This window comes from Maribacter sp. (genome assembly GCA_020629415.1).
GTDB classification, from domain to species: Bacteria; Bacteroidota; Bacteroidia; order Flavobacteriales; family Flavobacteriaceae; genus Maribacter; species Maribacter huludaoensis.
Genome location: JAHDDL010000041.1, coordinates 1 through 23,000, shown reverse-complemented (window position 1 = coordinate 23,000; position 23,000 = coordinate 1). Strand labels below are relative to the sequence as shown.

Here is a 23,000-nt window from a genome sequence, read left to right as displayed (position 1 = left end):
TATGAATAATGTTTTAAAAACGTGTATTGTCGATGATGACTCCATTTATAGGTTTACCATGGTCAAAACACTTAAATCAACTAAATTGCCAATGGAAATTATGGTCTTTTCTGATGGAGAAGAAGCCATAGATTTTATGCTAGATAATCTTGATCAAGATTCTGTATTTCCTGATGTTATTTTTCTTGATATTGATATGCCGGTAATGGATGGTTTTCAATTTATGGAAGAATACGTAAAAATTAAGCCTAGAGTAGGGAAAAAAATTACCATTTACATGGTTTCATCTTCTTTAGATCCTGCCGATATAGAAAGAGCAAAGAAAATTAGCGCCATATCGGACTATATTGTAAAGCCTATTGGTTTAGATAGGTTAAAGGCTATTATTGAAAGCTTGTTAGAAGAAAGGAAAGAGTAGCGGCACAAGCAAAGGATAATTGTTTTTAGGTTATGAATTAGATGAATTGAGTTAAGTTAAATGGCTTAATGACAGTATTTTTGATTGAACCTAAAAAATAAAATATGTCTTTGTTAACAATTATATTAAATATATTATTACCGCCATTAGCCGTTTTTATGAAACACGGAATCGGTACAACGCTTTTAATAAGCATTTTATTGACTTTACTAGCTTGGTTGCCAGGTGTAATACATGCTTTTATAGTAAATCAATAAATAATATATTCATTCTTGTCTAACGCTGTTTGGCATTGATGAACAAAACCGAGCAACTATCAAATAATGATAGTTGCTCGGTTTTTTTTGTAAATTTTGGTATTACAATGTGTTATTAACATTTATTATGATTTGTAAAGAGAATCTCCATTTGTTTATGTAATAACTTTGGTGCGTTAGTAGTTCAATGCTGTAACGACTATTCAGCGTGTGCGGTCGGTTAGTATAACTGTTTTGGGTTTAATTTTTGTGAATATATAGGTATGAACAACATAGTTAAAGTAGTTTTTTTTCTTATTTTTTTGAATTTTATAAGCTGTAAACAGGGTAGTGGTACGGACAACAAAAATGCAGCCTCAGTACCTACTACCTTACAAACAAATGTTAACGAAGGAGAAGAGATCATAATGCATGCCATTAAAGCCCATGGTGGTGAAATTTATGATACAGCTAACTATGAATTTGTCTTTAGAGGTAAAATATATGGGTTCAATAATAAGGATGGCCATACCTACCGTCTAAACTTTAAAGATAGTTTAGGCAATACCATAGAAGACTATTTAAAAAACGGATCGTTTCGTAGAAAAGTCAATGATGAGGTAATTAACTTATCTAAAAAAGATAGTGCCATACATAGCAACGCATTGAATTCCGTCATCTATTTTGCGACATTGCCGCACAAGCTTAAGGATAAAGCAGTTCATAAAGAAAGTGTAGGCGAAACTGTCATTAAAGGTGATGACTATGACGTTGTAAGGGTTACATTTGCTAAAGAAGGTGGAGGTACGGACCATGATGATATTTTTATGTATTGGATAAACAAAAAATCGCATTATATCAATTATCTGGCTTATAGTTATAGTGTAAATGATGGTGGTGTGCGTTTTAGAAGTGCTTATAATCCTAGGACCATTGACGGTATTCGTTTTCAAGATTACATAAATTGGGCAGCTCCTGTAGGTACAGATTTAAAAGATTTACCCTCCATGTTCGAGAAAGGTGACCTAAAAGAATTATCCAGAATTGAAACAGCAAATGTGCGTAATCTTAACGCTACTGAATTTGTGGAATAACTTTTTCTATACTGCAGTGTAATTTATATTTAAGTCTATCATGCTTTAACGATTACCATTCATAATGGTGTTCATCACTATCCTTATAGAATTTTGAATGCAATACCCCGTAGACTTGTTTTGAGGTTGTTTACTTATTGTATATTTGAGAGATTGCGTTAAATTCAGTTTTAATAGATAAATCAATAGAACTTGTTTTTTAATTAAACTCTGTCTTGTATGAAGGGTGAAACCTTATTTGAAAATTTTAAAGCCATCTCTGAAAAAGAATGGAAACAGAAAATTCAATATGATTTAAAGGGTAAGGATTATAATGAAATGGTGGTATGGAATTCTCCCGAGGGAATCAAAGTAAAACCTTTTTATCATGCCGATGATCTAAAACATATAACCCTTAAATCTACACCGGTCTCTTCTTGGAGAATTGGTCAATCAATTTATGCCGGCAATGCAATAATGGCCAATGAAAAGGCACTTAAAAGTATACAGAAAGGGGCTGAAGCGCTTCGTTTTTTAATACCGGAAGCATCTGTAAATATTGACACTATTTTGAACAATATTGATTTAAGTACAATAAGAGTGTATTTAAATATGCAATTTTTGTCCAAAGAGTTTATAGTTAAAGCTCTTGCCAAATATACTCGATCAAAAAATTTACATTTTCAAATCGATCCCATTGGAAACTTGGCAAAATCCGGTAATTGGTATGCGTCAATGTCTTCAGATACGCTATTGGTCAAAGATCTAGTTTCAAACGAGATTGAAAATTTACTTAGTATAGATGTATCGCTTTATGAAAATGCAGGGGCAGATATGGTACAACAACTGGCTTATGCAATGTCCCATGCAAATGAGTATTTAAATATATTGTTAGAAAGCAACGCTCTTTCTAAATTAAAAAGGATAGATTTTAATGTAGCGGTAGGGGGTAATTATTTTTTTGAGATTGCCAAGCTGAAAGCATTGCGTAACCTTTGGCAGGTTTTAGCCAGTGCCTATGACATTTCTGTTCCTTGCCATATTGTTGCGGAGCCAAGCAAACGAAACAAGACTATTTATGACTACAATGTTAATATGCTAAGAACCACTACAGAATCTATGTCTGCTGTTCTGGGCGGATCTGAAACGGTTTTCAATCTTAACTATAATGCCGTATATAAAAAGGATAATGATTTTGCCGATCGCATAGCTATAAATCAGCTTATATTGTTGAAGGAAGAAAGTTATTTTGATAAGGTAGAAAACCCTGCAGAAGGTAGTTATTATATTGAAACGATAACCAGTCAATTGGCAGAAAAAGCTTTACTATTCTTTAAGTCGATTGAGAAAGATGGCGGATTCTTAAAGCAATTAAAGAGTCATACTATTCAGAATAGAATTGCCGATGGTGCACGTAAACAGCAAGAAAAATTCAATGCTAAAAAGATAGTTCTTGTAGGTACGAATGTATATCAAAATGAAAACGATAAAATGGCGCATGAGTTAGAACTGTATCCGTTCGTAAAAAAGAATCCTAGAAAAACGCTGATAACACCGATCATCGAAAAAAGATTGGCGGAAGAATTTGAACAAAATCGTTTGTCACATGAGTAGAAAGGACCTACAACATATTCAGCTTGCTACTGCAAATAACAATGACAAAGACCATCTTGGTAGTACTATTGATGAGTTAGAAACTCCGTTTACAACTGCAGAAAGCATACCGCTCAAAAAAAAATATGTAAAGGAAGATATTAAAGATATTGAGCATTTAAACTTTGCGGCAGGTATACCGCCATTTCTCCGAGGTCCCTATTCTACCATGTACGTGCTGAGACCATGGACGATCAGACAGTATGCCGGGTTTTCCACCGCCAAAGAAAGTAATGAATTTTATAGAAAAAATTTAAAAGCAGGGCAAAAAGGATTGTCTGTAGCGTTTGATTTACCTACACATAGGGGTTATGATAGTGATCATGAACGTGTAGTGGGTGATGTTGGTAAAGCAGGTGTTGCCATAGATACGGTTGAAGATATGAAAGTACTCTTTGATGGTATACCGTTGAACGAAATGTCTGTTTCTATGACCATGAACGGTGCAGTATTGCCTATTATGGCATTCTACATTGTTGCCGCTGAAGAACAAGGGGTATCGTTAGACCAGTTGGCCGGAACCATACAAAATGATATTCTTAAGGAGTTTATGGTGCGCAATACCTATATCTATCCGCCAAAGCCCTCTATGCAACTGGTGGCCGATATTTTTGAGTATACCAGTAAACACATGCCTAAATTCAATAGTATAAGCATATCTGGTTACCACATGCACGAAGCTGGTGCACCTGCCCATTTAGAATTGGCATATACGTTGTCCGATGGTTTGGAATATATTAGAACAGGAATTAAGGCAGGATTAAAGATCGACGATTTTGCCCCGAGACTTTCCTTTTTCTGGGGAATAGGGATGAACCACTTTATGGAAATCGCCAAAATGCGTGCCGCAAGAATGTTGTGGGCAAAAGTGGTGAAAGAATTTGATTCAAAGAACGAAAAATCGTTAATGCTTAGAACACATTGCCAAACCAGTGGTTGGAGCCTTACGGAGCAAGACCCCTTTAATAATGTAGCCAGAACAACTATAGAAGCTGCAGCTGCCGTGTTTGGTGGCACGCAGAGTTTGCATACCAATGCATTGGATGAAGCTATTGCGCTGCCTACAGATTTTTCTGCCCGTATTGCGAGGGAAACACAAATATATCTGCAACAAGAAACCAACATGACCAAAACTGTTGATCCTTGGGCAGGTAGCTATTATGTGGAAAAATTGACCCATGACCTGGTTCATAGGGCATGGGAGCTAATGCAGGAAGTAGAGAATCTAGGCGGTATGACCAAAGCAATTGAAACAGGTATTCCTAAAACTAGAATAGAGGAAGCTGCAGCAAGAAAACAAGCAAGAATAGACAGTCAGCAAGATGTCATTGTCGGTGTAAATAAATACCAGTTGACAGAAGAAGACGAACTGCAAATCTTAGAAGTTGATAATAAAGAAGTGCGCAGGCAGCAATTAGAACGATTAAAAGAAGTAAAAGCAAGTAGGAACTCAGTTGCGGTTGCCCAACGTTTGAAAGATCTTACCACCGCCGCCAAGAAGAAAATGGACGGTAGTGAAATGGAGGAAAATTTACTAGCTTTAGCAGTGTTAGCAGCAAGGGAAAGAGCAACTTTAGGAGAAATAAGTAGTGCATTAGAAGAAGCATTTGGCAGACATAAAGCAATAATTAATTCATTTACTGGCGTGTATTCAAGGGAAATTAAAGAAGATAGTAGTTTTAAGAAAGCACAGGAGCTGGCAGATAAGTTTGCGGAACAAGATGGTCGTAGACCACGTATTATGGTTGCCAAAATGGGACAGGACGGTCATGATCGTGGGGCAAAGGTAGTTGCTACGGGCTATGCCGATCTAGGATTCGATGTAGATATTGGTCCGCTTTTTCAAACTCCGAAAGAAACGGCAAAGCAGGCTGTGGAAAATGATGTACATATTCTAGGTATCTCTTCTCTTGCAGGTGGGCATAAGACCTTGGTGCCAGAAGTAGTTAAAGAATTAAAAAGCTACGGTCGTGAAGATATTATGGTCATTGTTGGGGGCGTTATACCAAAACAGGATTATGATTTTTTAAAACAGGCCGGTGCAACTGCCGTCTTTGGTCCTGGAACCAAGATCAGTGACGCAGCTATACAATTGTTAGAATTGCTTATTGAATAGAAAGTAGTTTAATAAACTGAAAATGCCCGAGCAGATTGATTGCTCGGGCATTTTTTATATGGTTCAAAGAAGTTATGCTGTAGCAACTTCTACATTGGCTTCTTTGTTCTTAAGCCAAAAATATAAAATGGTAAATAGAACTATTAATATGGCAGGAAAAAGAACCATGGTGCCTAAAGTTTCTTGACCAGATACCAACTCTAATTCATCACCTGTAAAACCTTGTGCTTCTGCGGCAGCTCTATCAGAATCTATCCATCCACCGATAATAGGTTGAAAGATAGACGTAGAGAACATACCTATGGCACCGATTATAGACATGCCCAATGCTCCTGTTTTTGGTGTTTTAGTTGCGGCAAGACCTATCATATTGGGCCAGAAGTAAGCAACACCTAACGCAAATATTATTGCGGCCACATAAGCCATGGTTCCCGTTTGGGTGCTGAATAAGTAGATGCCTATAGTAGCCAATACTGCAGATCCTAAAAGTACTCCCGTTTGGTTGAATTTTGCTACCATGCTACCGCCAAAGAAACGTGCTACTGCCATTAAACCTGCGGTTAATGCTAAGATCAAAGTAGGTTCGGCTCCACTTTTAGAAAGAATAAGCCCAACCCATTGGTTCGGTCCAAATTCAGATATAGCGGTCAGTGCCATGCAGATTCCAATAAATAGGAATAACGGAGTAAACATACCTTTTAAGTTTCCGCTTATAGTAGCGGCTTCTTCCACTTTTGCTTTAGGCCAAGTTTGTCCAAAGAACAAAAATGCATAAATAATCGCTGGTATCAACAATAACCAAACTTGGCTTTGACCGGTAATGCCCATATCTGTCATAAAACCGGATAGAAGGCTACCTACAGCTATTCCGCCAGGAAACCACATGTGAAAACGGTTTAACATGGTACTCATTCTATTACCTTTATAGGCATCTGCGATCATAGGGTTACAAGCAGCTTCGGTACACCCGTTACCTAGACCTATAAGTAGATTTGCCACTAGAAGGCCCATATAACTTCCTGAAAAAATTAATAGCAATATTCCAATGGCATGTGAAAAGAATGCAAATTGCATGATTATTTTGCCGCCTACTTTATGGTAGATTAAACCACCTATTACCATTGCAATTGGGAAACCTAAAAACCACATAGATGTAATTAGACCTGCTTGGCTGGCACTTAATTCTAATTCTGTTTTTAGTTGGTCCAATATACCTGCCGCAATGGCAAATGAGAATGCCGTGGTAATTAATGCAAAACAGCTGGCGTAAAATAGCCTATTCGCATTTACTTTAGAAGTCGCTGTAGAACTTTCCATATTTAAATTGATTTAGTTGTTGTTTTGTTAATTTGCTAAACTAATAAAAATGAAATAATATCAATGCTTTTTTAGTAAAATGATACCTTAACTACGACAGAAAGCACAAAAAATAGTATTTAAACAATTTTTTATGGTTTTTATGCAATTTAGATTCCTGTAAATGAAAGGGTATTGTATTGATAATGAAGTATTAGGTAACTTGTAGCTTAATAATCAAACCTAAATAATAAACTATGAAATACAGTATTTATTTACTCCTGGCCCTTTTTCTGGTCAATTGTGCAGATGCGAATAATAAAATTGATAAAACTAAGGATGTTTCTTCAACGCCGGTAAGCACAGGTTATAATCCAGAAGCTAAAGTAGATAGTTTAGGAATTGTATTGAGAGATCAAGGTACTCCTGTAGCAAATTATGTACATGCGGCAAGATCGGGTAATTTATTGTTCTTGGCCGGTAAAGGGCCAAAACAGGAAAATGGTGAAAATATAATAGGTAAGTTGGGCGATAGTTTAACTATAGAGCAAGGATACAGGGCTGCCCGTGAAGTAGGTATTAATCAATTATCTGTATTAAAGGCGGAATTGGGTAACCTAAATAAAGTAAAAAGAATTGTAAGCGTACATGGTATGGTAAACGCTGTTCCAGATTTTAAGGACCATTCAAAAGTAATAAATGGCTATTCTGATCTAATGGTAGAAGTTTTTGGGGACAATGGAAAACATGCACGCGCTGCAGTTGGTATGGGTTCTTTACCTGGTAATATGTCTGTAGAAATAGAAATGATCGTGGAGATTTATGAATAGTAAGTTTTGTGGCATTGAAAGTTTAAATAGCAGGTCTAAACCAATTTAATAACAGATAGTTGATGTTTACATTATCTTTTGGTGGACTTAGAACTATAATTTTGCCGTGCCCTTTAAAAGGATACGTTCATAATTTGAGTTAGTTTGGTAAAGCCGATTTATTAAGTCGGCTTTTCTATTTATAGAGAGTAATGGTCAATATCTCTTTATACTATAAAGTTATTCGTTTTAATTTTTGTTTTCACTAAAAAAGAAAACCACCAAAAATGCGATTATTAAACAAATTGCGAAAAACCCGAAAAGATTAATATAGTTGGACATAAGTAGGAATTTTCTGCTAAACTATAAAAAGATGGGCAGGCTAATGTTCAAGTAATGTTATTTTCGATAAACGGTAACATTTTTAAATTGTTGTTCCTTACATGTAAGTATAGAGGAGCTAGATGTAGAAATATATATTCCGGTTCTATTGATTTGCTTTATAAATCACTTAACCCTCTTTTGCTCCAAATCTCATACATAGGTTCTCCTTTGCTGTTTTTTCCGGTGTGATGCCAATCATTGCCTTTCAGCTGATAATTGAACTCAAGTTGCGCTCCAGTTCTACTATTATCCTTAGAGAAGAATTCTATATGCTCTTTGTATACTCCGTTCTGTGCTGAGTAGGTTCCTCCACCAGTGCCTGAAAACTTAAATGATTCTGTATCATAAGCTATCCATTGAAAGGTATTGTCCATTAACAGTTTCATTGTCTTTCTTGAATTTTCTTCGCCTCTTCTTTTTTGCCCATTATCAGGACCTCTAGTGGCAAAAAGCCAAGCACCATCCAAATCTTGCGTACTGGAGATTGTGGGATTCATAGTTAATTTTTGAAACCAATTCAATTGTAATTTTCCACCGTCCATCATTACTGGAATAGATAGTTGTTTTAAGGCATCGTTCTTAAAGTTAGAATTAAATTCCAGAAGGACTACCAATAAAGTGTTGGTGTCAGTTTTCTTGATTTGCATAAACCCACCAACAGTTTTTATGAATTTTGCGGGTTCAATTTCATATGCATTATAGATAAAATAATCATCCTTAATCTTTATTTGATGTACCGTTTCCGTACCATTATTTTGAAGGGTATCCGTATAAATTCCGTTTGGAATTTGACCATATGAAATCAAACTAATGGCAGAAATTAAAATTATAGTCGCAAATCGACGTTTTAAATGGAAATTTTTCATTTTTTTAAATTGAATTATGTGGTATTTAAAATATTGAAAATTAATATGTTATATTCAAAATTAAAGTGCTTTTTATTTTTGTTTGGGTAAAAATTACTAATTATCGTAAAAAAAATAAAAATGCTTGTTTTTTCATTTTTTTTGATTTCATTTGTCCTGTCCTAAGATACAACTTTGTATGCTGGATATTTCAAGCTTTTAGCTGAACATTATGTATCGTTATTCTGTGTTCGGGTTTGAGAGAAATTGGAAGTGTTTCTCACAAATGGCTTATAAGATAGGTTGCCGATTAGTAAAGCAAACTTCCAACGTATTTTCTACTATCATGCAAAGTCAGCATGACTACTTTTTTATTCCTACTACTCAGAAGCAAATTCTGGTGTGATATCCTACTTAAATAGTTACGTTTTCTTAACTTTAAGTCTATAGGCTAGTTACTACATTTATCATAATCATATTTCATTATTATTTAATATTCAATTCATGAATACCAAATACATTGATCTTATTGATCAAACTTACTATTTTCCTCAAGAAGAATTTAATTTAGATGGTGAACATCTACAGTTTCATGGTATACCCTTAAATGAGCTGGTAAAGCAATATGGCAGCCCATTGAAATTCACTTATTTGCCTAAAATTTCAGAGAATATTCTTAGGGCAAAAAACTGGTTTGCAAATGCTATAGAAAAGAATAATTACAAGGGTAAATATCACTATTGTTACTGTACTAAAAGCTCTCATTTTCAGCATATAATGCATGAGGCTTTAAAGAACAATATTCATATGGAAACCTCTTCTGCCTTTGATATCAATATCATTGAAAAACTAAAGGCAGATGGTAAATTAAGCAATGACACTTTTGTTATCTGTAACGGATTTAAGCGCGAAAAATACATTGATAATATTGCTCGCTTAATAAATAATGGTCATCAAAATTGTATTCCAATTATAGACAATTATGAAGAAATAGATTTACTTTCAGATGCTATCAATGACACCTTTAAAGTAGGTATTCGTATAGCATCTGAAGAAGAGCCTAAATTCGAATTTTATACTTCTCGTTTGGGTATTGGCTATAAGAATATTGTTCCTTTCTATGAAAACCAGATCAAGGATAATGATAAGGTAGAGCTTAAAATGCTTCATTTCTTCATTAATACCGGTATTCGTGACAATGCTTATTACTGGAACGAACTTGTAAAATGTCTTAAGGTTTATGTTCGTCTAAAGAAAATTTGCCCATCATTGGACAGTTTAAATATTGGTGGCGGTTTTCCTATAAAGAATACCTTGGCTTTTGAGTATGATTACCAATATATGATCAATGAAATTTTAAATCAGATCAATATCACATGCTCAGAAGCAGATGTGCCCGTTCCTCATATTTTTACGGAATTTGGTAGCTTTACTGTAGGTGAAAGTGGTGGTGCCATTTATGAGATCTTATATCAAAAACAACAGAATGATCGCGAAAAGTGGAATATGATAGATTCTTCTTTTATAACCACGTTGCCAGATACTTGGGCTATCAATAAAAGATTTATCATGTTGCCGATCAATAGGTGGAATGATGAGTATGAGCGTGTATTGTTGGGCGGACTAACATGTGATAGTGATGATTATTATAACAGTGAGCAGAACATGAACGCTATTTATTTGCCTAAGTACAAAAGGGAAAAACCGTTGTATATAGGTTTTTTCAATACTGGTGCTTATCAAGAATCAATTGGTGGCTATGGCGGATTGCAGCATTGTTTAATTCCGCAGCCAAAACATGTATTGATTGATAAAGATGAAAACGGTAACTTCACGTACAAACTCTTTAGGTCCCAGCAAAAAGCAGAAGAACTGCTAAATATTCTGGGGTATGAGATAGAACCGGATAATGAATAAAATAGCTCGGTAACAAAGACCGATAGAAATAGAAATACGTATATAAAATTGAAAATATTACTAAAAAACCACTTAACAATAGCTAAAATATCATGAGTACATCTAAGAATTATGCCGGTATTTCCGATGAATTCGCACAACTAGAAAAATCCAAAATTATCTTGATACCTGTTCCTTATGACGGAACAAGTACTTGGGGTAAAGGAGCGGACAAAGGTCCTGAAGCTTTCTTGGAAGCTTCGGAAAACATGGAGTTGTATGATATTGAAACCGATTCTGAAGTTTACAAGCAGGGTATTCATTTAACTGAGCCAATTACAGAGAATAGTTCTCCAGAGGCAATGGTAAATGACGTACATAACATTACCAAAGATTTTATTAAACGTAACAAGTTTGTAACCCTTTTTGGCGGTGAACATTCAATATCCATTGGTTCTATTAGAGCCTTTAACGAGTGTTTTGATAATTTAACGGTATTGCAGATAGATGCTCATGCGGATCTTAGGGAATCTTATGAAGGTACAAAGTATAACCATGCCTGTGCCGTATACGAAGCTAGCCAGACTACCAATTTGGTTCAGGTAGGTATTCGTTCTATGGATGTTATTGAAAAGACGGTAATGGATGAGGAAAAAACTTTTTTTGCCCATGATATGGTTGCTGATGAATATTGGTCAGATAAGGTTATAGAAGCAATGACGGACAATGTTTTTATAACATTGGATCTTGATGCTTTTGATCCGTCCATTATGCCTTCTACCGGTACACCAGAACCAGGAGGGTTACTTTGGTATGAGACTTTGGAGTTTTTAAAGCAGGTTTTTGAAGATAAGAACGTGGTAGGTTTTGACATTGTTGAACTTTGCCCTAACAAAAATGATAAATCGTCAGACTTTTTGGCGGCTAAATTATATTACAAAATGCTCAGCTATAAATTTGCGGGGCAAGACATAGATCAAGAGTATGACAATACTTTTGATATTGATTATAAAGCAAATACAAATTCAAGATTCGAAGATGACGAAGACTAAAGGTGCAATCACCAATTTCATAGAAAAATATTATTTACACTTTAATGCGGCTGCTTTGGTAGATGCTGCCAAAGGGTACGAAGAACAGCTGAACAACGGTGCCAAAATGTTGGTTTCTTTGGCTGGCGCTATGTCTACTGCTGAATTAGGTAAGATCTTTGCAGAGGTTATACGCCAAGATAAGGTACAGATCATTTCCTGTACCGGTGCCAATTTAGAAGAGGATATTATGAATTTGGTGGCGCATTCTCATTACAAGCGTGTACCTAATTATAGAGATTTGACTCCGCAAGACGAGTGGGACCTGTTGGAAAAAGGCTTGAATAGGGTTACCGATACCTGTATTCCAGAAGAGGAAGCTTTTAGAAGATTGCAAGAGCATATTTTCAAAATTTGGAAAGATGCAGATGATAAGGGCGAGCGTTATTTGCCACATGAGTTCATGTATAAAATGTTACTTTCCGGAGTGTTAGAGGAATATTATGAAATAGACCTTAAAGATTCTTGGATGTACGCTTCTGCAGAAAAGAATCTGCCTATTATTTGCCCAGGTTGGGAAGATAGTACCATGGGTAACATTTTTGCATCATATGTAATGAAAGGTGAACTAAAGGCAAGTACCATGAAATCTGGTATTGAATACATGACCTTCTTGGCAGACTGGTATACGGCAAATTCTGAAAACGGTATTGGGTTCTTCCAAATTGGTGGAGGTATCGCCGGAGATTTTCCTATTTGTGTTGTACCAATGCTGTATCAAGATATGGAACGTACAGATACTCCGTTCTGGAGCTATTTCTGCCAAATTAGCGACAGTACCACAAGTTATGGTTCATACTCGGGCGCTGTACCAAATGAAAAAATTACCTGGGGAAAATTAGATATCAATACACCCAAATATATAATTGAAAGTGATGCGACAATTGTTGCGCCCTTAATTTTTGCTTACCTATTAGACATGTAATTATGGACAAGAACGCACATTTAAAAAGAGTCATAGTCGACTTTAAAAAATTGACACCAGAAGTGTTGAAACTGTTGGTAGAAAGATACCCAGATGGGTATGATGACCGTAATATTATCTCCTTTAGAAATGCTCAAGGAGAGCGTATAGAAGCTGTTGAGGTATTGACCGAAGACACTAAGTATTTAGTAAAAATTAGTGCTAAGCTTGAGTATACAATGGAGAATTATGACGAGGATGATTATGAAGATTTTGATGATGATGATCCAACTGCCGTTGTAGAACCAAATCCTGAGGATATGGTTGATGGCGATGATGAAGACTAGTTTTTCTATCGCCCACGTTGCTCCTGCACTTTAGAGAATAATACATCCGGTCTATTTTTTGTAGACCGGAAAACCAGGTCTTTCTCGCAATACGAGATGTTACGATTACAATTTCCGATTGCCCTTTGGGACTGTCCCAAAATGGATTACCAATAAAACTATAAACTAAATATCGTTGTGCTTACAACAGGTATATGAAAATTGATGAAATTGAAAATATTGAATTAAAGTTTTTGGACCTTGATGATTATCAAGAACTTAAAACTGCTATGATTTCTGCCTACACCAATATGCCGGGTTCATATTGGAAAGAGAAACATATAAAATCGTTGATCGAAAAATTTCCTGAGGGTCAGGTCGTTATTAAGATCAATGGTCAACTTGCTGGTGTAGCCCTTTCTATTGTCGTAGATTATGATGCTTTTGATGACAACCATACCTATGAACAAATTACGGGCAAATACTCTTTTGACACCCATGATAATGAGGGTGATGTGCTCTATGGTATAGAGGTGTTTATAAAGCCAAGCTTTAGAGGTCTTCGTTTAGGGCGTCGTTTATATGATTATAGAAAAGAGCTTTGTGAAAAGTTAAACTTAAAAAGCATCGTTTTTGGTGGTAGAATGCCAAATTACCATGCCTATGCATCAAAACTATCACCAAAAGAATATATTGATAAGGTCCGTAGAAAAGAGATTCAAGATCCTGTACTGAATTTTCAGATCAGTAATGATTTTCATCCTGCCAAGGTAATGAAAGGGTATTTAGATGGCGATAAGGCTTCTCAAGATTTTGCAATTTTGATGGAGTGGGATAATATCTATTACCAAAAACCATCTAAAAAAGCCGCTACTAAAAAAACCGTAATTAGATTAGGGTTGATTCAATGGCAAATGAGACCGTATAAGGATCTAGATGAATTGTTGGAGCAGGCAGAGTATTTTATCGACGCCGTTTCTGGTTACCGATCAGACTTTGCATTGTTTCCAGAGTTTTTTAACGCACCTTTAATGGCGGTTAACAATCACATGTCTACGCCAGATGCTATTCGTGAATTGGCAAAGCATACACAGGCAATTGCCCAAAAATTCTCTGAGTTTTCCATATCGTACAACATTAATATCATTACAGGTAGTATGCCGGAAATGATTGATGGTCGCTTGTACAATGTGGGGTATTTATGTAGAAGGGATGGTAGTATGGAGCGCTATGAAAAACTTCACGTAACACCAGATGAAGCCAAGGTTTGGGGAATGCAAGGCGGTAATCAATTAAAGGCTTTTGATACTGATTGTGGTAAAATTGGGGTGTTGGTGTGCTATGATTCGGAGTTTCCTGAGCTTAGTAGACTGCTTGCAGATGAAGGTATGGATATTTTGTTCGTTCCTTTCTTGACAGATACCCAAAATGGTTATTCCAGGGTGCGTAATTGTGCGCAGGCTAGAGCAATAGAAAATGAATGTTATGTTGCTATTGCAGGTAGTGTAGGTAACTTGCCAAATGTTCAGAATATGGATATTCAGTTTGCCCAGTCTATGGTTTTTACACCGTGCGATTTCTCTTTTCCAACAAACGGAATCAAAGCAGAGGCAACACCGAATACTGAAATGATTTTAATTGCCGATGTTGATATTAGTTTGTTACGTGAACTAAATCAGTTTGGTGCAGTACGTAATCTTCGCGATAGAAGAACAGATTTATTTGAGCTTAAAAAGAAATAAGAAAACTCCGTAATTAAAAGGAGCTAAAAACAAAAAAATTGGATAATTTAAAGATAGTAGGTAGTGAAGAGTGGTGTGTGTTCAATGACCTGGGTATACCGGCAATTAAAGCTAGGGTAGATTCTGGGGCAAAAACATCTTCCATACAAGCTACTAATTTAAAGATTGTAACGAAAAACGGACAAGAATGGGTGAAATTTGAGGTTAGTCCGCTTCAAGAAAACCGTAGTATAGCCATTGAATGCCAGGCAAGATTGGTAGCACGTAGAATGGTTAAAAGTTCTTCGGGTATATCGGAAGAAAGGCTGGTAATCAAAACACCGGTAACTATTGGTGAAGATACTTTTGATATTGAATTGACCTTGGCCAATAGAGATACCATGGAGTTTCGTATGCTCTTGGGAAGAGAAGCCTTGAATGAACGTTTTGTAGTAAATCCTGCCGTAAATTATCAATTACAGGAATTTGATGAAAGTGAAGTAAATAAATTTTACGCACCTTATTATAAGGAGAAAACCGGATTGAAAATTGCGCTGTTGGCCAGTAATCCAAATTTGTATAGTAATAAAAGAATTATGGAAGCCGCGGAGGCTAGGGGCCATGAAATACATTTTTTAAATGTTGAACAGGCATACATGAAGCTTGATGCCCATTCTCCCGAAATAAGATATCGTGGTGGTATCATACTTAAAGATTATGATGCGGTAATACCAAGAATAAAGCCATCCGTAACATTCTACGGTTGCGCATTGATCCGTCAGTTTAACAATCTAGGGGTGTACTGTCAGAATTCGGCGGAGGCTATTACACAATCCAGAGATAAATTGTTCGCCTCTCAATTATTTTCCAATCATGATATTCATATTCCTATAACCGGATTTGCCAAATCGCCAATGGATACCAAAGATTTGATCAAAATGGTGAATGGATCGCCTTTGATCATTAAACTTTTGGAAAGTACACAAGGTAAGGGTGTTGTTTTGGCAGAAACCAATAAGGCTGCAGAAAGTGTAATTAATGCTTTTAAGAGCGTTAACACGAACATATTGGTACAAGAGTTCATTAAAGAAGCAAACGGGCAAGATATCCGTTGTTTTGTGGTAAATGGAAGGGTAGTGGCCAGTATGCAGCGCCAAGCCCAAAAAGGAGAATTCAGGGCCAATATTCACCAAGGTGGTACGGCGTCAATCGTTAAGATTACGGCTGATGAAAAGAAGTTGGCCTTAAAAGCCGCTAAAGTATTGAATCTTGCCGTTGCGGGTGTAGATATCATACGATCTAACAAAGGACCGTTACTATTGGAAGTTAACTCTTCGCCCGGTTTAGAAGGTATTGAAAATGCTACAGGTAAAGATATCGCCAATGCCATGATCATGGCAATTGAAAAGCGATTGAAGTTTATTAACTAAATATGAATTTGAAGAACAGGCTAAATCCTGTTCTTTAAATTTTCCAACATTGTTTCAGTAGTTTTTTCAAGGTCAAATTCTGCCTTCCAATTCCAATCTTTTTGGGCACTGCTATCATCAATGCTGCTTGGCCAAGAGTTGGCAATTTCTTGCCTAAAATCCGGTTCATAGGCCATTTTAAATTCAGGGATCACAGCTTTTATATTTTCGGCCATTTCTTTGGGCGTAAAACTCATTGCTGCCAAATTATAGGCAGAACGCTCTTTGATGTTCTCAGATGGGGCTTCCATGATCTGTAATGTGGCACGTATGGCATCGTCCATAAACATCATAGGTAATTTAGTGTCTTCTTCCAAGAAACAGGTGTATGAGCCCTCAGAAAGTGCTTTATGGTATATTTCCACGGCATAATCAGTTGTTCCGCCACCTGGCATGGTTTTCCAGCTAATAAGACCTGGGTATCTAATGCTTCTTACATCTACGTCAAATTTTTTGAAGTAATACTCGCACCAACGTTCACCGCTTTGCTTACTTATGCCATAAACCGTACTTGGCTCCATTATGGTATTTTGTGGTGTATCGTGTTTTGGTGTATTCGGACCAAAAACGGCGATACTGGACGGCCAAAAGATCTTATCTATTTTTTTCTCCTTTGCCAAATTCAATACATTGAAAAGGGTATTCATATTCAAATTCCAGGCACGCATGGGAAATTTTTCTGCCGTTGCACTAAGCATAGCGGCCATTAAATACACCTCAGATATATCATAATAGGCAATGACCTCTTCAAGCGCGTCATAATTAGTGGCATCTAATATTTCAAATGGTCCAGATTCCATTAATTCATCGTTACCTTCCCTAATATCACTGGCAATAATATTTTCACCACCGTGTTTTTCTCTAAGTGTTAAGGTAAGTTCTGTACCTATTTGACCACAGGCCCCAATAATTAAAATATATTTCGGCATTAAAATTTTCGTTAAATGAATTTGAGATAAAGATACCTTTTCTTAAAATTTGTACATTCGCTTATGTCCAAAATTATCTTTTTTTTATCAATAGTTATATTGGCCGTATCATGTAAAGATGCTGTGCAAGATAAATCTAGTATTCGCGAAATTCGTTGGGAAGAAACAACGGATAGCCTACCTCAAAAAACGGGTATTGATGCCAAGGCGCAAACAATAATCAAAGATTGGCTAGAATATAATGTTTTAGATAAAAGTTTCGATAAAATCTACACCTCTGAACATATTGAAGATTTTCAGTTCTTGGTAGATGAGCTGATCGAGAACCAAAATAAATTGGAGCTTGGGGAGTATCCGGCGAAATTCAATATTCCACAAATTAAAGGGCGTCAAAAGTTATTTAAGACCTATGTTTTAAAAGCTAAAGGAGATTTGGAGTACCAACAAAATCCGAAAGAATCTATCATACAGATGATAACCGCCTATAATGATTTAAGAAATCAATTTAATGTAATAGTGAATAATACATTACCAGATGAATTGATCAAAAACGAAGAAAATTAGGCGATTTCTAATCTTGTTATCTTAGATTTTTTGACCAAGTGAACAGCAGAACTGTATTATTATAACCCATACTAGAGATATTAAAAAAGGCGAATCATTTGATTCGCCTTTTTTATTAACACCGCCAAAGGTATAATACCCCTAGGCTTGTCTTGAATTTAAAAGTATGGTTCTATTAAATGCTTCATGGACTTGGCCTGTGGTGTTTTACATGTATTAGAATATGGTATTATTCTTTCTCTTCGGGAGCTTGTTTTCTAGAAATCAGGGCTTGCTTGCTTAGGCTTGCCAAATTAAAATTTGGATCAATGGCCAGTGCTTCGTCCAAAGTAGCTATTGCCTGGTCAATATTGCCTTTGTCCATATTGAACTGTACAAGCGCCTTTAAGTGAATGAAAGCTGCTTTTAAGGGTACCTCGTAAGGTTGTTGACGCTCATAGAATGCATATTTCATATCTTCTGTTGCATTGGTTAAACCATATTCAACATGTTTCATGGCACCGGTATTATCGCCCGTTTGCACCTTAAGGTCTGCCAGTTCGTAGGCAAGGTATGCGTTAGGTTCTCTTGCATTTAATGCTTCAAATTGTTCTAAGGCTCTTTTTGGCTGGTTCAAAGCTTTTAAGGAAACCGCTTTTACTTGAATTGCTAAATTAGAATCTGAATCTAACTTTTCAATACCTATAAGATTTAAAGCTTGTAGGTGCTGATTATCGTTTGCATAGATATATGCAAGAGTATCATTACGTTGTTGTGAAGGGGATAAAATATTTAAGTGTGTCAGTGCATTGATTACACCATCAACATCGCCCTGTAATCGCATTTGGTCATAAAATGCTTCGTAATGTTTTAATAATTCAGATTTGGTCTGTGAATATCCATAACTACTTGAGAATAATAAGGCAGCTACGACTATTAAAAGTGATTTTTTCATTTTACTCTTCTTTTTAAGGTGCGCTAAACTATTAAAATAATCTGTATGATCTTGTTAAGGAAAGGTTTAAATGCTAAAAATGAAAAAGACGCCCAGCCAGGCGTCTTCATAAATTTAAATGCTTTTTAACTCTTATGCCAATTCTAGTTTGTTGTGCGTGGTTTTAAAAGAATTTATAAGCTGTGTATAAAAGCCAATACTTTTATTATCCTTTTCAATACATGAAATTAGAAATTTAAAGAGATTGTTGAACAATAAATTTGTGTAAAAAGTTGGTAAATACGTATTTATCGTTTTTGGATCATATAGACTGTCATCTTCTATTATTTCCATCTTAATTCTATGACGGTGATAGTCTATTGTAACATTGGTGGCATTATAATATTTTTTTAATAATGCAATATGTAAGTCTTCATACTTTTTAGAACCGTTAGGGTTCTTGCAACTTAGGGAGATGAGCTTCTCTAATTCAACTAAAACCCTCTCCCGTAATTTATCTTTCTTCATAACATTATGGTTTTATATTGTTATACAAAGGTATGTCATACGTCGATAAGTAGTTGATAGCCAACAATATATTAACGTGGTTTTTAGTGATTTGTTGTGAACAAGGTTCTAGATGTTGTGTAAGATCAATTTATGTCTGTAAGAAACCGGTACTTATTAATAAGAAAATTACTACAAAATGAAATAAATTTGTCGTTTTGTCCAGTAGAGGTGTACTTAGGAGGTGCTATGTTTCTTTTATTAGCTTGTGCCGCATAGTATTCTTTTTTGGAAGGATGCTCAGGATATACTGCATTTAAAACATCATTATAATGGTTTAGCTCAATTAGCTTTTTAATAATGCCGATACAATCATCTAAATGAATTAAATTAATGGGAGCGTTGCCCCCACTTAGATTTTCTCTGCCGGATAGCATTGTTACCGGATGCCTGTTAGGACCTATTAATCCGCCAAACCGGATAATAGTGACGTTCAATTCCTTATCGTCTTTCAAGAGGCTTTCGCATTGTATTAATTGTATGCCAGATTGGGTTGTAGGAATTGTTTTGGTTTTCTCGTTGACCTCGCCTTTTGCATCACCATATACTGCAGTACTACTTGCAAAAATGATATTTCTTACTGTAGATTTTTTAATGGCGGCATACAGTAACTTAATTTTTTCAAAATAACTTTCTTTGGGTCCCTTGCCCCTTAACTTTGGAGGAATATTTATAATAAGTACCGATACAGATTCTAAAAAAGAATCGATATCCCCTGAAATGCCATTTTCAGACAAGGAAATTTGAAACGGATGGATACCCTTTTCCTTCAAAATTCCCAATTTATCTGACGAAGTAGAGGTGCCATTGACTTCATAACCGTAGGCCACTAAACTTTCTGCGAGTGGTAATCCTAACCATCCACAACCTATGACTCCTATTTTTTTAGTCAAACTTTACTTTTTGTATGGTTAAAATAGCATCGTTAAGTACAAATGGCATAGGTATTTGATCTTCCCTTCGTGGAGGTATGGAGAAAAGTCCATTTTTCAATAAATTATTAGAGGCTTCATACACCGTAAGTTCCAGTTCTGAACCTTCTGCTAAATCTAAGGTGATATCAGTATAATTCTTATCACTGACATAATGTGTAATTAATCTTCCGCCGTATCTATTTTTAAGAAAATGTTCAGACAGTTCTATACCGTTTACATCGGCTTTTAAAATATCGACTTCATTGGTAAATACTTCTAATCGGTTTACAGGTCTATTGGGAGTGATGCATAAACGTACAGAACGGACCGAATTAATCACTGTATCCAATTGAATTTCAATTGTAGGTTTTTGAATATTTTTTACAGGAGCATTAGTGGTATATGTAAATTTAGACCCGTATTTACTGCTAATGGTTTTTTTGCTGAGTGCACTATCCGTATTTTTTTCGGTAATGTACTGCGAGGTCCAACCAGATAATTTGTGTTCGTAGGTTGCCCACTTTGCCGTGTTCTCATCGGTATCTAAAACATATAATAAGCTAGTTGGTTTTGGGCGGTCTTTAGTAAAGCCAGAATTCATATGGGCAGATACCATAAAACCGGCAAAAAGCAAGAAGCTTAAAAATGCCAAGGCTCCTTTTTTTCTGTATTTTGTAACCAGTGGAAGTAACAAAAAGAAAATTAGAGTGGTCATTAGGGTAGAGGCTACCATCATTTTAAGCCCTAGACCCACAGGAAACATTTGCACGAACGGTGCAAAAATAAATACTGCGGGTATACCTAGGAATACCAATAAGAAAGCATCGGGATTTTTTTGGTTGATGTGTACATAAAAGGCAACTAAAAAGCTGTATAACGGTATAATGAAAAAAGCCGCTCCTTTTAAATATACGGCTACCAATGTGCAAATGATGAGCCATATGATGAATGGCGCTACAAGCAAATTTGCAGTTTTTATGACCCTAAATCTGTAATAGGCATAAAAGCAAGTGCCCAATGAAAATAAGGTGAATGCAAAAATGTAGGCATGGCCGTTATAGGTAAATCCATGTAGCATATCATTATAAGCAGGATAAACCCATTTTAAAAGCTGCCAGCTATAGAAGCCAACAAGACCGTTTACCACTAATGTAAAAAGTACAGGAATGAAACCTTTTAAAATTTCTTTTACATTCAGCACTTTTTTTCTAAAACCGGATATCAACAATACTATGAAAACAAGAATGGCAATACCGAGCATGGGCATGATCCAACTAAAAGGGTATGAAACCATTTTAAAGAAGGGCACATTGAAATAAACGTTATCATCAAAACTTTTTAAGTTTGAAATATCAGCATTGCTAAAATGAGCCAGTAACGGCATTAGGTAGCTACCTTGGTGTGCCAATGTATTTCTATCCAACCGCTCATAATTATCTATTTGGGTATGGTAATCAAAATGATCGTCAATAAAGGCAAAGTTGAAGCCCTCTACATCCCCATCTTCTCTAAATACAGTTAGATCAGTGTCATTAGGTAACATTTTATAAATACTATAGGCAAGTGAATTGGCTACAGGAAACTCAGGATTTGCAGCAATAAATTCCGAAATTAATTTGCTATTTCCCCTATTGGTCTCCATAAGCATATAACTTGGTCCACCGCTTCCACGAGCTTCAAAATTTAAGACCAAGCCAACGTCTTTTAGCCACTCATGTTTATCCACAAACAAATCGGCACCGTTTAAGCCTAATTCCTCTGCATCGGATATTAGTATTATTATATCGTTTTTAGGTGTGGCATTGGTATTCAAGAAAGCTCTTACACCTTCTAAAATAGTAGCGACACCACTACCTGCATCACTAGCGCCCAACGAAGAATGTGGGTTGCTATCATAATGACTTAACAATAATAAGGCTTTACCAGATTTCCCGCTGCCCTTAATTCTTGCAAGGATATTTTCCGCCTTGCTCAAATTTCCCCAATCTCCAGCGGTATAGCCTTCTTGCAAGGAAGTTTCTAACCCTAACTTTTGAAGTTCTGCAGTAATATAATTACGTACCGTAGTGTGTGCCGGAAACCCAACACCATGTGGTTCTTTTGAAATTTCTTTTACATGTTTTAATGCTCTGTCTGTAGAAAACTCTGTTTCTACCACTGTTTCGCCTTCATTGTACTGGGGCGGTAAAACTCTAAAACTCCAGTAGGTAGCAAGTATGATGAGTAGTAAAGTAAGTAATGTCGGTGTTTTCTTCATAATTATGATATTCTTTTAAAAAGTCCTAAAATACTGAGTATTAAATGGTATACATCGAATATTATTAGCAAATTTCATTTTATTTAGTATCTTTAGTAATCAACCTTTAAATAAACTATCATGGGAATCAAAAGCTTTCAAGGCGTTAGAAAAGTATTAAAAAAAGAATTTGAAGCCCCAATTTTGGTCGCTGATTATATGACTACTAAGTTAATCACTTTTTCGCCAGATGATTCAATTTTAGACGTAATGGAGAAATTTGCCAAACATAAAATTTCCGGAGGACCTGTTTTGGATACCAACGGATTTCTAGTGGGCATCATTTCTGAAGCCGACTGTATGAAACAAATTTCTGAAAGCCGTTATTTTAATCAACCCATTCTAGATAAAAGTGTGGAAAGTTTTATGACAAAATCTGTAGAAACTATTCCTCATGATATCTCAATTTTTGATGCCGCGGGTATTTTTGCGCAACACAATAGAAGAAGATTACCTGTAATGAAGAATGATATTTTAGTAGGTCAAATAAGTAGAAAGGATATTGTGATCGCAGCATTAAAGCTTAGTGGTCAGAATTGGAAATAAAATTTATGAAGTGAAGAGTTAAAAGTATTAAGTA

Annotated in this window: 21 protein-coding genes; 14 read left to right on the top strand and 7 right to left on the bottom strand. The window is 35.8% G+C overall.

Annotated elements, in window-relative coordinates:
- Window position 1 precedes the first annotated feature (1 nt).
- From QZ657_RS14420 to scpA, 5 genes are all read left to right on the top strand, one after another.
- A complete protein-coding gene (locus tag QZ657_RS14420) occupies window positions 2-418 on the top strand; it encodes a response regulator (RefSeq protein ID WP_291967793.1) in 417 nt (138 codons plus the stop codon).
- 104 nt (window positions 419-522) lie between these two features.
- A complete protein-coding gene (locus tag QZ657_RS14415; RefSeq protein WP_036151377.1) occupies window positions 523-675 on the top strand; it encodes a YqaE/Pmp3 family membrane protein in 153 nt (50 codons plus the stop codon).
- Window positions 676-938: 263 nt separating this feature from the next.
- On the top strand, window positions 939-1,748 hold the full coding sequence (locus QZ657_RS14410) for a DUF6503 family protein (RefSeq protein ID WP_291962372.1): 810 nt from the start codon (window positions 939-941) through the stop codon (window positions 1,746-1,748).
- A 219-nt stretch (window positions 1,749-1,967) separates the two neighbouring features.
- Entirely contained in the window at window positions 1,968-3,341 is a 1,374-nt protein-coding gene (locus tag QZ657_RS14405; protein WP_291967791.1) for a methylmalonyl-CoA mutase subunit beta, read from the top strand.
- On the top strand, window positions 3,334-5,496 hold the full coding sequence (gene scpA / locus QZ657_RS14400) for a methylmalonyl-CoA mutase (protein WP_291967788.1): 2,163 nt from the start codon (window positions 3,334-3,336) through the stop codon (window positions 5,494-5,496). Before QZ657_RS14405 ends, scpA begins: the two co-directional genes overlap by 8 nt.
- 72 nt (window positions 5,497-5,568) lie before the next feature.
- On the opposite strand, the gene QZ657_RS14395 is transcribed toward scpA, so the two are convergent.
- A complete protein-coding gene (locus QZ657_RS14395; protein WP_291967787.1) occupies window positions 5,569-6,813 on the bottom strand; it encodes an MFS transporter in 1,245 nt (414 codons plus the stop codon).
- A 236-nt stretch (window positions 6,814-7,049) separates the two neighbouring features.
- Between QZ657_RS14395 and QZ657_RS14390 the strand changes: the two genes are divergently transcribed.
- Window positions 7,050-7,622: a RidA family protein gene (locus tag QZ657_RS14390; RefSeq protein ID WP_291967785.1), complete on the top strand. Its 573-nt coding sequence runs from the start codon at window positions 7,050-7,052 to the stop codon at window positions 7,620-7,622.
- Window positions 7,623-8,101: 479 nt separating this feature from the next.
- Here QZ657_RS14390 and QZ657_RS14385 read toward each other — a convergent pair whose 3' ends face one another.
- Window positions 8,102-8,851, bottom strand: a complete 750-nt coding sequence (locus QZ657_RS14385) for a hypothetical protein (protein WP_291967784.1) — start codon at window positions 8,849-8,851, stop codon at window positions 8,102-8,104.
- A 483-nt stretch (window positions 8,852-9,334) separates the two neighbouring features.
- Between QZ657_RS14385 and QZ657_RS14380 the strand changes: the two genes are divergently transcribed.
- The 6 genes from QZ657_RS14380 to rimK all read left to right on the top strand — a co-directional run bounded on the left by QZ657_RS14380 (window position 9,335) and on the right by rimK (window position 16,198).
- Window positions 9,335-10,747 carry an arginine decarboxylase gene (locus QZ657_RS14380; protein ID WP_291962365.1) on the top strand — a complete coding sequence of 471 codons (1,413 nt, stop codon included), beginning with the start codon at window positions 9,335-9,337 and terminating at the stop codon, window positions 10,745-10,747.
- 92 nt (window positions 10,748-10,839) lie between these two features.
- Window positions 10,840-11,778, top strand: a complete 939-nt coding sequence (speB, locus tag QZ657_RS14375) for an agmatinase (RefSeq protein WP_291967782.1) — start codon at window positions 10,840-10,842, stop codon at window positions 11,776-11,778.
- Entirely contained in the window at window positions 11,765-12,742 is a 978-nt protein-coding gene (locus tag QZ657_RS14370) for a deoxyhypusine synthase family protein (RefSeq protein WP_291967780.1), read from the top strand. Before speB ends, QZ657_RS14370 begins: the two co-directional genes overlap by 14 nt.
- Window positions 12,743-12,744: 2 nt before the next feature.
- Complete coding sequence (locus tag QZ657_RS14365; RefSeq protein ID WP_058104185.1) at window positions 12,745-13,068, top strand: hypothetical protein; 324 nt, start codon at window positions 12,745-12,747, stop codon at window positions 13,066-13,068.
- 194 nt (window positions 13,069-13,262) lie between these two features.
- On the top strand, window positions 13,263-14,789 hold the full coding sequence (locus QZ657_RS14360; protein WP_058104184.1) for a bifunctional GNAT family N-acetyltransferase/carbon-nitrogen hydrolase family protein: 1,527 nt from the start codon (window positions 13,263-13,265) through the stop codon (window positions 14,787-14,789).
- A 38-nt stretch (window positions 14,790-14,827) separates the two neighbouring features.
- Window positions 14,828-16,198, top strand: a complete 1,371-nt coding sequence (gene rimK / locus QZ657_RS14355) for a 30S ribosomal protein S6--L-glutamate ligase (RefSeq protein WP_276471269.1) — start codon at window positions 14,828-14,830, stop codon at window positions 16,196-16,198.
- A gap of 20 nt (window positions 16,199-16,218) precedes the next feature.
- Here the strand turns inward: rimK and QZ657_RS14350 are convergent, their stop codons facing one another.
- Window positions 16,219-17,166: an NAD-dependent epimerase/dehydratase family protein gene (locus tag QZ657_RS14350; RefSeq protein WP_291967776.1), complete on the bottom strand. Its 948-nt coding sequence runs from the start codon at window positions 17,164-17,166 to the stop codon at window positions 16,219-16,221.
- Between the two features lie 63 nt (window positions 17,167-17,229).
- On the opposite strand from QZ657_RS14350, the gene QZ657_RS14345 reads away from it, so the two are divergent.
- Entirely contained in the window at window positions 17,230-17,730 is a 501-nt protein-coding gene (locus tag QZ657_RS14345) for a hypothetical protein (protein ID WP_291967774.1), read from the top strand.
- 229 nt (window positions 17,731-17,959) lie between these two features.
- Here the strand turns inward: QZ657_RS14345 and QZ657_RS14340 are convergent, their stop codons facing one another.
- The 4 genes from QZ657_RS14340 to QZ657_RS14325 form a co-directional block, all read right to left on the bottom strand.
- Entirely contained in the window at window positions 17,960-18,664 is a 705-nt protein-coding gene (locus QZ657_RS14340) for a hypothetical protein (protein WP_291963264.1), read from the bottom strand.
- Between the two features lie 132 nt (window positions 18,665-18,796).
- Window positions 18,797-19,171: a hypothetical protein gene (locus QZ657_RS14335; protein ID WP_291967772.1), complete on the bottom strand. Its 375-nt coding sequence runs from the start codon at window positions 19,169-19,171 to the stop codon at window positions 18,797-18,799.
- 125 nt (window positions 19,172-19,296) lie between these two features.
- Window positions 19,297-20,103, bottom strand: coding sequence for an NAD(P)H-binding protein (locus QZ657_RS14330; protein WP_291967770.1), 807 nt, complete (start codon window positions 20,101-20,103; stop codon window positions 19,297-19,299).
- Complete coding sequence (locus QZ657_RS14325) at window positions 20,096-22,381, bottom strand: M28 family peptidase (RefSeq protein WP_291967768.1); 2,286 nt, start codon at window positions 22,379-22,381, stop codon at window positions 20,096-20,098. Before QZ657_RS14325 ends, QZ657_RS14330 begins: the two co-directional genes overlap by 8 nt.
- Window positions 22,382-22,501: 120 nt before the next feature.
- On the opposite strand from QZ657_RS14325, the gene QZ657_RS14320 reads away from it, so the two are divergent.
- Window positions 22,502-22,966 (top strand): CBS domain-containing protein, encoded by a 465-nt coding sequence (locus QZ657_RS14320; RefSeq protein WP_276471277.1) that lies wholly within the window; start codon window positions 22,502-22,504, stop codon window positions 22,964-22,966.
- The last annotated feature ends 34 nt before the right edge of the window (window positions 22,967-23,000 follow it).